General features: G+C 76.1%; 14 protein-coding genes. 6 read left to right on the forward strand and 8 right to left on the reverse strand.

Translation table 11 applies throughout. From position 1 onward, the window contains the following. Nucleotides 1–223: 223 nt before the first annotated feature. Nucleotides 224–1,054, forward strand: a complete 831-nt coding sequence (locus tag J0910_RS12730) for an alpha/beta fold hydrolase (protein WP_420158708.1) — start codon at nucleotides 224–226, stop codon at nucleotides 1,052–1,054. A gap of 118 nt (nucleotides 1,055–1,172) precedes the next feature. Next, the gene (mobA, locus tag J0910_RS12735) at nucleotides 1,173–1,757 is read left to right on the forward strand and encodes a molybdenum cofactor guanylyltransferase (RefSeq protein ID WP_420158709.1); all 585 of its coding nucleotides are present in this window, start codon (nucleotides 1,173–1,175) and stop codon (nucleotides 1,755–1,757) included. A 45-nt stretch (nucleotides 1,758–1,802) separates the two neighbouring features. On the opposite strand, the gene J0910_RS12740 is transcribed toward mobA, so the two are convergent. Further along, complete coding sequence (locus J0910_RS12740) at nucleotides 1,803–2,030, reverse strand: hypothetical protein (RefSeq protein WP_420158710.1); 228 nt, start codon at nucleotides 2,028–2,030, stop codon at nucleotides 1,803–1,805. Between the two features lie 477 nt (nucleotides 2,031–2,507). On the opposite strand from J0910_RS12740, the gene J0910_RS12745 reads away from it, so the two are divergent. Next, nucleotides 2,508–2,726, forward strand: a complete 219-nt coding sequence (locus J0910_RS12745; RefSeq protein ID WP_420158711.1) for a dodecin — start codon at nucleotides 2,508–2,510, stop codon at nucleotides 2,724–2,726. A gap of 128 nt (nucleotides 2,727–2,854) precedes the next feature. On the opposite strand, the gene J0910_RS12750 is transcribed toward J0910_RS12745, so the two are convergent. The 4 genes from J0910_RS12750 to J0910_RS12765 form a co-directional block, all read right to left on the reverse strand. Further along, on the reverse strand, nucleotides 2,855–4,264 hold the full coding sequence (locus tag J0910_RS12750; RefSeq protein WP_420158712.1) for a metallopeptidase TldD-related protein: 1,410 nt from the start codon (nucleotides 4,262–4,264) through the stop codon (nucleotides 2,855–2,857). After that, nucleotides 4,261–5,748, reverse strand: a complete 1,488-nt coding sequence (locus J0910_RS12755) for a TldD/PmbA family protein (protein WP_420158713.1) — start codon at nucleotides 5,746–5,748, stop codon at nucleotides 4,261–4,263. Before J0910_RS12755 ends, J0910_RS12750 begins: the two co-directional genes overlap by 4 nt. Before the next feature lie 52 nt (nucleotides 5,749–5,800). Then, on the reverse strand, nucleotides 5,801–6,619 hold the full coding sequence (locus tag J0910_RS12760) for a VldE C-terminal domain-containing protein (protein ID WP_474646593.1): 819 nt from the start codon (nucleotides 6,617–6,619) through the stop codon (nucleotides 5,801–5,803). Nucleotides 6,620–6,686: 67 nt separating this feature from the next. Beyond that, nucleotides 6,687–7,397 (reverse strand): cell wall anchor protein, encoded by a 711-nt coding sequence (locus tag J0910_RS12765; protein ID WP_420158714.1) that lies wholly within the window; start codon nucleotides 7,395–7,397, stop codon nucleotides 6,687–6,689. Nucleotides 7,398–8,362: 965 nt separating this feature from the next. Here J0910_RS12765 and J0910_RS12770 point away from each other — a divergent pair. Beyond that, nucleotides 8,363–9,010, forward strand: coding sequence for a flavin reductase family protein (locus J0910_RS12770; protein ID WP_420158715.1), 648 nt, complete (start codon nucleotides 8,363–8,365; stop codon nucleotides 9,008–9,010). A 228-nt stretch (nucleotides 9,011–9,238) separates the two neighbouring features. On the opposite strand, the gene J0910_RS12775 is transcribed toward J0910_RS12770, so the two are convergent. The 3 genes from J0910_RS12775 to J0910_RS12785 all read right to left on the reverse strand — a co-directional run bounded on the left by J0910_RS12775 (nucleotide 9,239) and on the right by J0910_RS12785 (nucleotide 12,170). Continuing rightward, a complete protein-coding gene (locus tag J0910_RS12775) occupies nucleotides 9,239–9,838 on the reverse strand; it encodes an OmpA family protein (RefSeq protein ID WP_420158716.1) in 600 nt (199 codons plus the stop codon). Further along, nucleotides 9,835–10,389: a hypothetical protein gene (locus J0910_RS12780; protein ID WP_420158717.1), complete on the reverse strand. Its 555-nt coding sequence runs from the start codon at nucleotides 10,387–10,389 to the stop codon at nucleotides 9,835–9,837. Before J0910_RS12780 ends, J0910_RS12775 begins: the two co-directional genes overlap by 4 nt. 230 nt (nucleotides 10,390–10,619) lie before the next feature. Further along, nucleotides 10,620–12,170, reverse strand: coding sequence for an LCP family protein (locus J0910_RS12785; protein WP_420158718.1), 1,551 nt, complete (start codon nucleotides 12,168–12,170; stop codon nucleotides 10,620–10,622). Between the two features lie 378 nt (nucleotides 12,171–12,548). On the opposite strand from J0910_RS12785, the gene J0910_RS12790 reads away from it, so the two are divergent. Together J0910_RS12790 and folP are read left to right on the forward strand one after the other, a co-directional pair. Beyond that, on the forward strand, nucleotides 12,549–13,478 hold the full coding sequence (locus tag J0910_RS12790) for an Lrp/AsnC family transcriptional regulator (protein WP_420158719.1): 930 nt from the start codon (nucleotides 12,549–12,551) through the stop codon (nucleotides 13,476–13,478). Then, nucleotides 13,475–14,389, forward strand: a complete 915-nt coding sequence (gene folP / locus J0910_RS12795; RefSeq protein ID WP_420158720.1) for a dihydropteroate synthase — start codon at nucleotides 13,475–13,477, stop codon at nucleotides 14,387–14,389. Before J0910_RS12790 ends, folP begins: the two co-directional genes overlap by 4 nt. The last annotated feature ends 113 nt before the right edge of the window (nucleotides 14,390–14,502 follow it).

Below are 14,502 nucleotides of genomic sequence, written 5' to 3' on the forward strand. Positions count from 1 at the left end.
TGATGTGCCCATGGACCCTACCAGTCAGGTTGACGCGGCCCCGCCCTTCGTGCAAGCTCTGATGTGTATAAGGGCTCTGATGGTAATCAGAGTTCGAATGCATCGGTCTCCGCGGCGGGCGGGCCGAGAGGCGCGCACGCTCCGGCGCCCGCCCCTGCCGGCCGCCCTCCGCCGCGCCGACCCGAGACCGCCCCCCGATACCGATCAGCGAGGAGAATCGGCGATGCCGATCGCAGACGTCCCCCTTTCCGCCGGCGGCGGCAGAGTGCACTACCTGCGCGCCGGAACCGGGCCCGGGCTGGTGCTGGTGCACGGCACCGGTGCGACCGCCGAGGGCAACTGGGCGCCGCTCATCGAGGCCGCCGCGGACCGGTTCACCGTGGTCGCCCCGGACCTGTCGGGCTCGGGGGCGACCACCGACCCCGGCGGTCCGATCACCGTCGACGACCTGGTGGCCGAGGTGCTGGGCGCGGCCGGGCACGCCGGGCTGGACCGGTTCCACCTGGTCGGCCACTCCCTCGGCGCGGTCGTCGCCACCGCCGCCGCCGGTACGGCCCCGGACCGGGCGCTGTCGCTGACCGCGCACGCCGGGTGGGTCCGGACCGACCCGCACCTGGCCTTCCAGTTCGACCTGTGGCTGCGGCTGATGCGCACCGACCCGGAACTCCAGGCCCGGCTGCTGCAGGCCACCGCGATGGGCGAGGAGACGCTGCGCTCGCGCACCGCCGCCGACTTCGAGGCGGCCGCGGCCGGGTTCGCCGCCCTGCTGCGCGGCGCCGCGGACGGCTTCGTCCGCCAGGTCGAGGCGGACCTCGCGGTGGACGTCGCCGGGCTGCTCCCCGCGATCACCGCGCCCACCCTGCTGATCTCCGGAACCGGCGACCGCATCGTCCCGCCCCGGCACCAGGAGGAGCAGGCCCGGCTCATCCCGCAGGCCGAACTGCTCCGGCTGCCCGGCGGCCACGCCCTGCCCTTCGAGGCGCCGGAGGCCTTCACCGCCGCGGTCCTGGACCACCTGGACCACCTGGAGCGGCGGCCCGCCCGGTCCGGCTGACCGCCCGGGCGGGGGCGGCGGCCGCCCCGAGGGCCCGGTGCCGCGCTCCGGCGCGTCCCGTCCGCATACTGGGGGCAGGGCGCGGCCGCCCGGCCGCGCGGAAGCCGGGAGGGCGGCGATGGGCGTGCGCGAGGCCTGCGACAGCGTGATCCTGGCCGGCGGGCGGGCCGACCGGATGGGCGGGCGGGACAAGCCGGGCCTGGAGGCCGGCGGGGCGACGCTGCTGGAGCGGGTGGCCGCCGCTGCGCCGGGGCGGGTCGTGGTCGTGGGGCCGGAGCGGGAGCGGCCGCGCGCGCTCTACGTGCGGGAGGATCCGCCGGGCGCGGGCCCGGTACCCGCGCTGCGCGCCGGGCTGGCCGAGGTCGGCGCGCCCTGGACCGCGCTGCTCGCCGGGGACCTGCCGTTCCTGCGCCCCGAGCGGATCGACGCGCTGCGCGCCGCCGCCGAGGGCCGCTCCGGCGCGGTGCTGCTGGACGGCGGGGGCCGGGAGCAGTGGCTGCTGGGCGTCTGGCGCACGGACGCGCTCCGAACCGCCCTGGGCGGCTACTCCGGCGGCTCCCTGCGCGGGCTGCTCGGCCCGCTGCGGCCGGTGCCGGTCCCGCCGGCCGGCGAGCAGGACCTGACCGCGTTCGACTGCGACACCCCCGAGCAGCTGGCCCGCGCCCGCGAGGTGCTGGACGCCGCCCGGCGCCGCGCCCGCTGAGCCCCGCGGTCTCCCGGTCCGGTGCCGCTCCCGGAAGCGGCGGGGTCAGCCCTCGAACTCGTCGAAGGGGACGGTCTCCCGGAGGAAGCCGCGGAGGTCGAGGAAGCCGGCGAGGTACTCCCGGTGCTCGTTGCAGGCCAGCCAGGTCTTGCGGCGGTCGGGGGTGTGCACCTTCGGGTTGTTCCACACCAGGGCCCAGCGGGCTGCGGCCCGGCACCCCTTGCGGGAGCACACGGGGGGCTCTGCGGGGGCGGCGGCTGCGTCGTCGTTCAACTCGGGACTTTCCTGGTGCGGCTCGTGCGGTCCGCGCTCGGGAGGGGCGGAGGGGCACCGGTGCGGCGCGGCCGGGATCGGGGCGAGAAAAAGGCGACGCCGGGTGGCTACGGGGGCAAACCACCCGACGTCGCGCGCAGTGTTCCGACGGGGGCTCGAAACACTGGCCAAGCGCTTCGACGGGGGACCGAAGCGCCGAAAACCAATGTACACCGCGACCCCCTCCGGTACGTCAAGAGTCGGTTACGACGTGATCTCGGGACAGTCCAGCGAAGTGCGCTTTTGTCGATGAATGGCGAATTGTCTGGCAAGGGACCTATGGCACTGCAGAGGGTCCGGTAAAGGGGCGGGAAAGCAGGCGTGGTGGGCGGATTGCCGGTCTTCCCGAGTGGGAACGAGGCGGAGACGGAAAGGGAATGTGGTGTACGACACATCTCTTCCCGGTCGGGGAGAGAACGGTACGACCGAGGAGGCGGCATGACCGACCACACCTACCGCGTCACCGAGATCGTGGGCACCTCTACGGAGGGCGTCGACGCGGCGATCCGCAACGGGATCGCCCGGGCCGGCGAGACGCTGCGCGGGCTGGACTGGTTCGAGGTCACCCAGGTGCGCGGCCATTTGGAGAACGGGGAGATCGCCCACTACCAGGTGGGGATGAAGGTCGGCTTCCGCCTGGAGGCCACCGGAGGCTGAGCGCCGCGCGGAGGAGGGCCGGGCGGGGGAGCCGGCTCCCGGCTCCCCCGCCCCCGCCCCCCTGCGTCCCGCGGGCCGCTCCGGCCCCGGCGCACCGCCCGGTGCGCCGGGGCCGGCCGCGGAGCGCCTCAGGACGCCTTGCTCACCGTGGACATGTTGAAGTCCGGGATGCGCAGCGCGGGCATCTCCGTGCGCGGGAAGTAGTCGCCCATCTCCCGGGAGAGCGCCGGCACCGGCGCCCCCGCCTCGGTGGCCCGCCGCAGCAGGCCCACCGGGGACTCGTTGAACCGGAAGTTGTTCACCGCGCCGGCGATCCGGCCGTCCTCGATCAGGTAGACCCCGTCCCGGGTGAGGCCGGTCAGCAGCATCGTCTGCGGATCGACCATCCGGATGTACCACAGGCAGGTCAGCAGCAGGCCGCGCTCGGTGGAGGCCACCAGGTCGTCGGTGCCGCCGGCGGCGCCCTCCTGCTCCAGCACCAGGTTGTCCACGAACCCGGCGGGCGGCGTGCCCAGCCGGGCCGCGGTGGCCCGGGTCTGCCCCAGCGCGGACAGCACCCCGTTCGAGACCCACTCGGTCCGCCGCAGCGGGAGCCCGTTGTCGAAGGCGCTGACGTCCCGGCCCGGGGCGTCGGCGGCGACGAACGGCGCGCACTCCAGGCCGGGGCGGGCCGGGTCGCTCAGCAGGGTCAGCGGGAGGCCGGCGATCCGCTCGCCGATCCGCACCCCGCCCTCGCCGTCGGAGAACGCGCTGCGGCCCTCTGAGGCGTCCCGGGCCCCGGAGTCGAAGTACATCGGCACCATCATGTCGGCCACCGCGGTGGGCGGCAGGACCGTCTCGTACCGCCCGGCCGGCAGTTCGACCGGGGTGCGCGCCCACTCGGCGCGCCGGGCCAGCTCCGCGTCGAGCGCGTCCGGGTCGACGTCGGTGAAGTCCCGGGTGGCCCGGCCCACCCACGCCGAGCGCGGGTCGGCGCCGCCCGCGGAGTTCCCCCGGGTGTTCATCTCGATGGTCCCGGTGGGCTGGTCGTGCCGGAGCCGCACCCCGGTGGAGGTGCCGAGGAACACCGACTCCACGGTGTGCTCGGCGTAGCCGTAGTGCAGCCGGCCCGAGTCCGCGGAGGCGCGGAACGCCCGGCCCAGCCCGGTGGCGGCGGCGGAGAAGACGTCCACGCCGGTGGCGGCGGGCGGGGCGTCCCAGGCGCCGCCGGAGCCCGCCTCGGCCGGGCCGAGCAGCGGCGCCGCCTCCTCGCTGGGCAGCGCCGACCCGCTCGCCGCCTCGGCGGCGCGCACCAGCTCCTCCAGTTCGTCGTCGCGCAGGCCGCTGCGGGCCATCACGCCGACCGAGGTGCCCGACGGGCCGTCGGTGAGCGCGATGACGGTCACCGTCCGGCTCCGGGCGACCCCGTTGGTCGTCAGCGAACTGCCGGCCCAGCGGAGGTCGGCGGTGCTGCGCTCGCGCACCAGCACCATGCAGGACGAGGAGCGGGAGAGCTCCAGTGCCCGCTCGACCACTGCCTGAGGGGAGGACCCGCTCACTTTCCTGCCTCCTGCGCGGTGTTGAGGACGCGGACATCGGTGAAGGCCGCCGACGGGCAGCCGTGGCTGACCGCCGCGACCTGGCCGGGCTGGCCCTTGCCGCAGCGGAACGTGCCGCCCAGCACGTAGGAGGCCGGGCCGCCCACCGCGGCCATCGAGTTCCAGAACTCGGTGGTGCTGGCCTGGTAGGCGACGTCGCGCAGCATCCCGTCCAGGCGCCCGCCGCGGATCCGGTAGAACCGCTGCCCGGTGAACTGGAAGTTGTACCGCTGCATGTCGATGGACCAGCTCCGGTCGCCGACGACGTAGACGCCGTCCTCCACGCCGGCGATCAGCCCCTCGGTATCGGGGCCGGTCGGGTCGGCGGCCAGCGACACGTTGGCCATCCGCTGGATCGGCATGTGGCCGGGGGAGTCGGCGAACGCGCAGCCGTTGGAGGAGCGCAGCCCCTGGGCCGCGGAGATCCGGCGGTCCCGCTGGTAGCCGGTGAGCACCCCGTCGCGGACCAGGTCGAAGGAGGAGGTGGCGACGCCCTCGTCGTCGAAGCCGATGGTGGCCAGCCCGTGCTCGGCGGTGCGGTCCCCGGTGACGTGCATCGACGGCGCGCCGTAGCGCAGCTCGCCGAGGAGGTCGGGGGTGGCGAAGGAGGTGCCGGCGTAGGCCGCCTCGTAGCCCAGGGCGCGGTCCAGCTCGGTGGCGTGCCCGATGCTCTCGTGGATGGTCAGCCACAGCTGGGAGGGGTCGATCACCAGGTCGTAGCGGCCCGGCTCGACCGAGGGGGCGCGCAGCTTCTCGTCCAGCAGCGCGGGCAGGTCGGCCAGCTCGGCCTCGACGGTCGGCAGGTACTCCCAGCCGCGCCCGGCGGGCGGGGAGAGGGTGCGCATGCTGTCCAGCAGGCCGCCGCGGTTGGCCACCACCTCCACCTCGGGGGCGATGCGGACCCGCTGCTGGGTGGTGCTGGTCCCGGCGGTGTCGGCGTAGAACTTCTGCTCCTTGGCCTGGAGGAGGGAGGCGTCGACGTGGTCGACGCGGCCGTCCTCCATCAGCCGCCGGCACCAGCCGGAGAGCAGCGCCGCCTGCGCCCGCATCGCCACCTCGAACGGGTCCTCCTCGTAGGAGGAGACCCATACCCGGTCGGTGTGGACGGGCTCGGGGGCCAGCTCGACGCGGTCGGTGGCGAGCGGGGCGGCGACCTCCGCGACGGCGACCGCCCGCTCGGCGGTGCGCGCCGCCGCGTCGGGGGTCAGCGCGTCGGCGGAGGCGAACCCCCACACGCCGCGGTGCACCACCCGCACGGCGAAGCCGAGCGCGTCGCCCTCGGCGGCGGTCTCCACGGCTCCGTCGGAGACGGCCAGCGTCCGGTCGCGGATCCGCTCCAGGCGGAAGTCGGCGTGCTCGGCGCCGAGCTCGGCGGCCCGCCCGAGAGCGGCGTCGGCGAGCTCGCGCAGGGGAAGGGCGAGGAAATCCGGATCTATGTCAGGCACGCGGGCCAACCTACTTCGCCCCGCCCCTCCCGGGCCAGGGGGACGTGCCGGGTCAGCCGCCGCGCTGGACGTCGACGTGGACGTGGTCCAGGTGGCGGAGGATCTCGTTGCCGGGGTCGGGCGCCATGTAGTCCCACCAGCCGCGCGCGGAGCCGCGGGCGTTCCAGATCTTGTCGTCGAAGATCACGTTGGCCACGTCCAGCTCCTCGGCGTGCGCGACCAGCCAGTGCGCCAGCAGCCAGCCCTCGCGCCGGTTCTCCTCGCTGACCGGCCGGTAGAAGACGTCGACGGCGCGGCCGTCGTAGTGCGCGGAGTCGGCGCCGTGGCCGGCGTCCACGCCGCCGGGCTCGTAGCCTCCGAGGCTCTGCTCGCCGAAGACCTCGCCCATCTCCTCCAGCACCCGCTGGGCGCGCGGGGTCAGCCCGGTCTCGGTGAGCTCTTCGCGCTCCAGCCCGGATGCGGGTGAGACCCGGCAGGTCAGGCTGGGGCCCGCGTCGTCCGGGGGCCCTTCGGCGAGGCGCTCCAGCGCGGCCGGGTCGATGCCGGAGGTGTCCGGGCCCTCCTCGCCGCGGGCCTGCAGCGCGACGGCGGTGGTGGCGGTGCGGGCCTGCTCGGCGGTGAGGGCGATCGAGCCGTCCCCGGTCCGCACCGAGCACTCGGGCCCCCAGGGGAGGGCGGTCTCGTCCAGGCCCAGCCGCGGGGCGAACACCACGAGCCCTCCGGTCACCAGCACGATCAGGGCCAGCGGCAGCAGCAGGCAGCCGGCGAGGCAGCCGCCGCGCCGCTTCCGCCTCCGGGCGCCGCGCCTGCGGCCCGGCCCCCCGCCGCTCGGCTCTCGGTCCTGGGGCCCCTCTTCTCCACGTGTGGTCACGGAACGTAGGACGGCCGGGGCGCCGCAGGGGTTCCCGGAGCGGTGGGGCCTGGGACCCGGCGGCGGGTCAGAGCGCGCTCCACAGCACGAAGGCGCCCCCGGCGATCAGCGCGAACGCCCAGACCCGGTCCATGGTCACCCAGCGCAGCCGCATCGCGTGCACGCCGAGGAAGTCGTAGGCGAGCAGGGCGACGACGCCCGTCGCGGCGAACATCGCCGCGGTGTGCACCGCGGTCGCGGTGAGCCCGATCAGGGTGGTGTCGAACAGCTCCCAGGCCGGCGCCGCGGCGGCCGGCTCCGCCCGGGCGGCCGCCGGGGCAGGCGCGGCGCCGTGCGCGTGGTGCCCGCCGTGTCCGCCCGCCCCGCCGCCCTCCGGGCCCAGGTCGCCGGCGAGGACGGGCAGCAGCATCAGCCCGGCGCCGTGCACCGAGGCCATCAGGAACGACCAGACGCCCAGCTGGGGCAGGGACATCCGCACGTCGGCGCGGTGCGCGTGGGCCCGGGAGAGCAGCAGCCACGACCCGGCCGCGGCGAGCAGGGCGCCCCCGGCCGCGGGCACCCAGTGCGAGGCGGTGAGCGAGCCGGTGGCGGTGATGATCACCGCGACCGCCGCCACCGAGGCGGCGTGCCCGGCGGCCAGTGCCGGCAGCGACCGGATCAGCGCGCCGCGGCCGCCCTCCTGCAGCCCCCGGGACAGGGCGAGCAGCCAGCCCATGCCCGGGTTGGCGCCGTGGAAGACCCCCAGGCCGATCAGGGCCCACAGCTGGGCGCCGGTCACCGGGGAACCGCCATGGCGGGGGCGGTGAGCGGGAGGGGCGCGGCCCGCTCCGGTACGGCGCGGCCCGCTCCGCGGTGCCCTCCCCGGTGCTCCGGCTCCGCGGTGCCCGCCCGTTCCCCGCCCGTTCGCGGCGGGGAGGCGGCACGGGCACCGGAGGCGGGGCGCGGTCTCCTCCGGAGGGCGGGGGATCCTCCTCCTCCGCCGCCGGCCGGGCCGGGCGGCCGGTGCGCGCCTCCGGGCGGCGGTGCCCCGGCGCCGCGGGCCTCCGGTCCGGCCCCCGCCTCGGCGGGCCCCGGGGGCGGGGCGGCCCGGGAGAGGGGATCGCGGACCGGGGCCGCGGGCCCGCGCGCGGTGCGCGGCGGGGCCCCGGGAGCGGGGGAGCGGGGGCGGTGCGGGGGAGCAGGGGCCAGGGCGGCCTCCTCCTGGGGCGGGCGGCGCGCGGTCCGGTGCGGGCCGTCCGCGTGCGCCGCGGCCGGGCGGGGAGACGGCAACGGATCCCTCCGATCACCTCGGGGCGGCCGCCGGGCGGGCCACCGCGAGCGTCACACGGCGCGATGGCATGATCAACGGGGAGCGACCAGGTGACCGGGACCGGCCAGCCCCGGGCGCCGGCCGCCGGGTCTTCTCCGGGCGGTGCCGCCGATCCGGGGCACCGCTCCGCGAGGCGCCGGCCCGCCCGCCCCGCGCGGAGTCCGGGGCCGTCCCGCCCGGTCCGCGGAGGGCGGCCTTGCGCGAGCGGGCGGTCCGAGTCCACCCTGTGTTCCGGTGGCCGCCGGCCTCCGCGGCCGGAGGGGCGAGGGCCGGCCGAGCCGGGCGGGAGCAGGGTGATCCGGAGCGCACCGGGCGCCTCCGGGGCCGCCGCGCGGAATAGCCGCAGCCCGACCGGGGCTGTTCCTGGACGGCGGCCCATGCGGCCGCGACCCGGCGAGGACGTCGATGAGGAACCAGGGAAGGCGAGGCGACCCGTGCGGACACCCCCGAGCGGTCCGGCAGCGCAGGCCGGCGGCGAACCGCGGTCCCGGCACCAGTGGAGCGGCTCCGGGGAGCGGCCGCCGGGCGGGGAGCGGGCCGGCGCCGACATCGGGGCCGAACGGTTCCGCCAGGTCATGGGCAGGCACCCGGCGGGCGTCGTGGTGGTCACCGCTGCCCCGGACCAGGGGCCGGTGGGGCTCACCGCCACCTCGTTCACCAGCGTCAGCCTGGAGCCGCCGCTGGTCTCGTTCTACATCGACGGCCGGGCCTCCAGCTGGCCGGGCATCCGCGACGCCCAGGCGTTCGCGGTCAACCTGCTCGCCGAAGACCAGCACGGCGTCGCCGCGCGGTTCGCGTCCCGGGGCGTGGACCGCTTCGCGCCGCCCACCCGCTGGTGGCACGGGCCCGCCGGGGTGCCGCTGCTGCACGGCGCCTCCGGGCACGTGGTCTGCCGCCGCCACGACGTGCTCGCCGTCGGCGACCACTGGCTGGTCGTGGGCCGGGTGGCGGCGACCGCCGTCGCCGGCGAGCAGCACGTGCTCGGCGTCCAGAGCGCCCCCGACGCCGCCCCGGGGTCCTCCCCGGGCCCGCTCCTCTACCACCGGGGCCGCTACGGCTCCTTCACCGCCCGCGAGGACTGAGCGCACGGGCGGAGCGGAAAAAGGGCCGCGAAGGGCGGCCAGCCCCCTCTCCTCCGCGGCGGCCCCGGCGTCGCGGGGCCACCGGTGCGCGCCGCAGGTCCCGCAACGCCGGGATCACCGCCCCGGAGGGCCGCTCCTCCGGCGGACGGCCGGCGGTCCCGGCCCGCTCGGAGCGGGGCACGGGCGGCACCGCGGCCGCGGCGCGCCGCTCCGGGGGCCGCCCGCGGGTCAGCCGCCTTCGAAGGTGATCTCCACCCGGCGGTTCTGCGCCCGGGCGGAGGGGATGTCGGCGCCGTCGGAGTCGGTCTCCTCGGCGAGCGGCTCGTCGGAGCCGCGCCCCTCGGCCTCGATCTCGGGGGCGTCCGCGCCGAGCTCCTCCTCGATCGCCTCCTTGACCGCCTCGGCGCGCCGCTCGGAGAGCTCCTGGTTGTAGGAGTCCTCCCCGATGCCGTCGGAGTGGCCCACCACCTGGACGGTGCCGGAGGCGCCCTCCAGCCGGCCGGCCAGGTCGGCGATGGTGCTCCGGGCCGCCTCGGCCGGCTCGGCCTCGTCGAAGGCGAACAGCACGTCGGCGGAGATGGTCACGGTCGTACTGGAGCCCTGGATCTCCTCCGTCTCCAGCTCCTCGACCGATCCGGCGGGGTCGATGCCGATGACGCGGGAGGACGGGTCGATGGCGGCGACGGACGAGTCGACGGCGGCCTGGGAGACCCGGTCGGGATCGCCGTGCAGCGGACCCTCCTCGTCGGCCGCGGCGGCGACCGGGGCCAGCAGCAGGAGCGGGAGCGCCCCGGCGAGCAGCCCGGCGCGGCGGGCGGAGGGGGTCACCGCTCCTCCTCGACCGGCACGTCCATGATCGGCTGCATGCCGTACAGGTAGACGTCGAAGGTGTCGGCGCCGTCGCGCGGGGCCGCGAAGAACGCGGTGAAGGAGTTGGGCTCGTCGTAGGCGAGCACGGTCGTGGGGTGGGGCTGGAGGAGGTCCCCGTTCTCGTCCTCGACGACGGTGTAGCGGCGCAGGTTCTCCATGTCGACCAGGTCGATGTGGGGCTCGGTGAGGGAGACGCCGAACAGCGTCCAGATCTCCGGGTCGGATTCGGCGTCGGACTCGGGGGTGCCGGGGGTGATCGTGTAGTCGAGCTGCATCAGCTCGCCGCGCACGGTCAGCGCGTGGATCTCGAAGGCGGCCTCGCCCTCGTGCTCGCGGTAGGGGAAGGTGCCCTCCGCGATGACGTCCTCGGTCGAGGGCTGCCCGGGGGAGGCCCCCTGGCCGCCCTGCGCGTCGGAGCCGTCCCGCGCGTCCTCGCCGCCGCCGGAGCAGCCGGCCAGGAGCAGGGCGAGGGCGATGGCGGGGGCGGCCGCCTTGAAGAACGGGCGCACGTCGGTGCTCCTCCGTGGTTCAGGGGAAAGGGGATGCGGCCGGGAAGACGCGGAGCGTGCCCGCGCGGTTCCGGGCCGGAGGCGGACTGGCCGGTTCCGGACGGCCCCCACCGGGGGCGGGCGCCCGCGGGTGCGGACGCGGAGGCGCCCGCGCCCCGGCGGTGCGGCCGGGGTGCGGGCGCCCGTCCCGCCGGGGCGGGACCGCCCCGAAGGGCGTCTCGGCCGGGTGCTCAGGGGCAGATGGCGTCCAGCGAGGTGGCGTCGTCGCCGACCTGGCGGCCCGGGGTGGTGGGGGAGGGCTCGGGCAGGCCGGTGTAGTCCTGCCACTCGGTGCTGTCGCCCTCTCCGCCGCCTTCCCCGGCGCCCTCCTCGGAGGGGGAGGGGGACGGCGCCGAGGCGCTCGGCTCCGGCTCGCCCGCCTGGTCGCCCTCGCCGCCGTCGTCCTGCTGCGCGGAGACCGCGTCGGCGACCAGGCCGCGGATCTCCTTCCAGTCCGGGTAGGCCGGGTTCACCTGGGGCGGGGAGAGCTGGAGCGCCTTCATCCCGCCGTCCTCGGCGACGGTCTCGGCGAGCTCGATGAAGGCGGGCAGCTTGGCCTGCGGGATGTCGGTGCGCAGGGTCTTCTTGGTGGCGCCGGCGAGGTCCTGGAAGCTGGTCAGCACGGTGGCCGGGTCGGCCTGCTCCACCACGTACTTGACCAGGCAGCCCTGCCGGCCCATCCGGGTGTAGTCGTCGCTGTTCACCCGGCTGCGGCCGTACCAGAGCGCCTGGTTGCCGTCTAGGTGCTGGTCGCCGGCCTCCAGCACGGCGCCCTCCTGGCCGTAGGGGATCGGCTGGTCGATGTGGACGTCGATGCCGCCGATGGCGTCGATGACGGCCTCGAAGCCCTTCATGTCCACCAGGGCGTAGTACTCCGGCTCCAGGCCGGTGATGTGCCCGACGACGCCCTTGAGGGTGTCCGCGGCCGGGTCCGTGGCCTGGGGGTTCTCCGCCAGTCGCTCGGGGTCCTCGGCGACGGTCTGGTAGATCTCGTTGAAGATGTCGTCGAACCCGTAGGGCGGCGGGTAGGCCTCGGCCATCTTGGAGTCCTCGGGGAACTGCACGTCCTCGAGGTTGCGCGGCAGGCTGATCAGGACCGTGTCGCCGTCGTGCACGTCGATGCTGGCCAGCATGGTCGAGTCGGTGCGCATGCCGTACCGGTTGCTGCCGGAGTCCCCGCCGATGAGCAGCACCTCGATGCGGTCCCGGCCGTTCCACGGGTCGGCGTCGTCGTGCGGCTTGCCGTCCAGGTCGTCGTCGCCGAACACCGAGCTGAGGGTGTCGTAGGCGGTGTAGCTGGTGTGCATCACCGCGCCGGCCGGGGCGGCGATGCACAGGCAGAGCAGCAGGACGAGGGCGGCTCCGCCGATCCTCGCCCCGGCGCCGGCCGGCCGCGGGCGGGTGATCACCCAGGAGTGCACCACCACGGTCATCCAGAGCACCGCCAGCACGAAGGCCGCCGCGCCCGCGGTGAGCAGCCACTCGCTCTGCACCGCCATCCGGGCGCCGCGCGCGATGTTCCCGGCGAGCACGAACGCGGCCGCCACCGCCCCGGCGATCAGCAGCGCGTAGAGCGACAGGATCGTGATTCCGGCCGCGCGCCGCCCCGAGCGCAGGTGGGCGATTCCGGGCAGGACCACCGAGGCCGCGGTGAGCAGCAGCGCGCGCCCCGTGCCCGACCGGTTTCGGTCGGACTCTTTTCCGTCCGCCTCCGGCCGCTCGTCTGCCCCTTCGTTCGCCATCGGGGTCCCTTCTAGATGCCCGTGTCCGTCCCTCGGTGCGCCGTCCCCGCCGGTGCGTGTCCCCGGGGGCCGCCGGGGCGGGGGGCGCGCCGCCCCCGGTGCCCCCGGCGCCGGCGACGATCATGCCGGACAACAGTGTCTCGCTTTGCCGGAGTTGTTCGTACGCGGAGTCGGTCGGAAGGCACTCCGACCGCATGCCCGTGATGTAGCAGAGAATGCCCGTTTGCCTGGTACCGATGCCATCCGTGGTCGAAGACGGGCTTGTTTATTTCGTGATCAGTAGTTAAGGAACGCCGCAACTGCCATGATCTGGCCGCAGGAGGGGGCGGCGCCCCGGGGGAGCATGGGGGCCGCCGATGAACGAAAGGCGAACATATCGTGCTCGACGCGGTCGACGTGGCGCTGATGCGCGCGCTGCAGGGGGACGGAAGAGCGACCTATCAGGCCCTCGCCGACGGGGTGGGGCTGTCGCGCACGGCGGTGCGCGCGCGGGTGCGCCGGCTGGTGTCGGTCGGAGCCATCCGCATCGTGGGGGTCCTGCACGCGGGGGTCCTCGGCAGGGAGGTTTTCGGGCATATCTCATTCACCGTTTCGGGTCCGGTCGGCCCGCTCCTGGCCGAGCTGGCGGAGCGGGAGGCGGTGGTCTTCGCCGCGCAGACGGCGGGGCGCTTCCCCGCCGTGGCCCAGGTCCGGGTCCGCGACGACGAGGCGCTGGCCGAGGAGACCGCGGTGCTGCGCGCCCTGCCCGGGGTGACCGGCGCCGAGGTGTTCCGGGCCGGCACCGTGGTCAAGGATGCCGACAGCGGCGTCCGGGAGCTGCGCGACACCCCGCTCGACCCGCTGGACTGGCGGCTGGTCCGGCACCTGCAGCGGGACGGCCGGGCCTCCTACGCCGAGCTGGCCCGGAGCGTGGGGCTCTCCCAGGCGGCGGCGCGCTCCCGGGTGGTGCGGCTGATCGAGTCCGGGGTGGTGCACGTGACGGCCGTGGTGGAGCGCTCCGCCGTGGGCGCGGACGAGCGGCTGGGGTTCGGGGTGCGCTGCCGCGGCGGCTCCGCGGCGCTGGCCTCCCGGCTGGCCGGCGTCGCCGGCGTCTCCTTCCTCGCCGCCGGCTTCGGCCGCTACGACCTGGTGGGCGCGGTGGCGGCCGCGGACCGGTCCGGGCTGGTGGACGCGGTGGAGGCGGTCCGCTCCTGTCCGGACGTCGGGATCCTGGAGACATGGGAGCATCTGCGGGTGGCCAAGGAGCGGCTGCGCGGCGACGGCTCCGCCCCCGCGCCGCCCAGGGAGCGGAAAGGGGTCGCTGCGTGAGCGGAACCGCGGGAGAGGCGGGCCCCCGGCCCGGCGGGGTGCTGCGGCTGCGCGGCCGGGTCTTCGGGCCGGGGCGGCACGCGGTGATGGGCGTGGTCAACCGGACCCCCGACTCCTTCTACGACCAGGGGGCGACCTTCGCCTTCGAGGCGGCGCTGCGCGCGGCCGACGCGGCGGTGCGCAACGGCGCGGACATCATCGACGTCGGCGGGGTGAAGGCCGGGTACGGCGACGAGGTCTCCCCCGAGGAGGAGATCGGCCGCACCGCGCCGTTCGTCGCCGAGCTGCGCGCCCGCCACCCCGGGGTGGTGATCTCGGTGGACACCTGGCGGGCGCGGGTGGGGGAGGAGTGCCTGCGCGCCGGGGCGGACCTGATCAACGACACCTGGGCCGGCGCCGACCCGGACCTGGCCCGGGTGGCCGCCGAGGGCGGCGCGGGCCTGGTCTGCAGCCACAGCGGCGGACTGGGGCCGCGGACCGACCCGCACCGGGCGCACTACGCCGACGTGGCGGCCGACGTCGTCGCCACGGTGACCGGGCTGGCCGAGCGTGCCGTCGGGCTGGGCGTCGCCCCGGACCGGGTGCTCATCGACCCCACCCACGACTTCGGCAAGAACACCTACCACTCGCTGGAGCTCACCCGGCGGCTGGGAGAGCTGGCCGACACCGGCTGGCCGGTCCTGGTGGCGGTCTCGAACAAGGACTTCATCGGGGAGGCGCTGGACGCCCCGCTCACCGACCGGCTGGCCGGGACGCTCGCGGTGCTGGCCGTCTCGGCCTGGGAGGGCGCACGGGTGTTCCGGGTGCACGACGTCGGGGCCGCGCGGGCCGCCCTGGACGCGGTGGCGGCGGTGGCCCCGCCCGCGGAGGAGACCGCCGGTCGGAGCGGATCCGCAGGCCCGAACGTGTAACCGCCGGTAGCGTTTTTTGCTCTTTTCCGTGCCGGACGTCTTGCGTCGCGGTGAAGTTACCCGTGAGTATGAGGGGGTCGGGCCGCCGGCCCCCTCCACGGGGTGCGGCGGCC

It is taken from the genome of Nocardiopsis oceanisediminis (genome assembly GCF_048595525.1).
Classification (GTDB): Bacteria; Actinomycetota; Actinomycetes; order Streptosporangiales; family Streptosporangiaceae; genus Nocardiopsis_A; species Nocardiopsis_A oceanisediminis.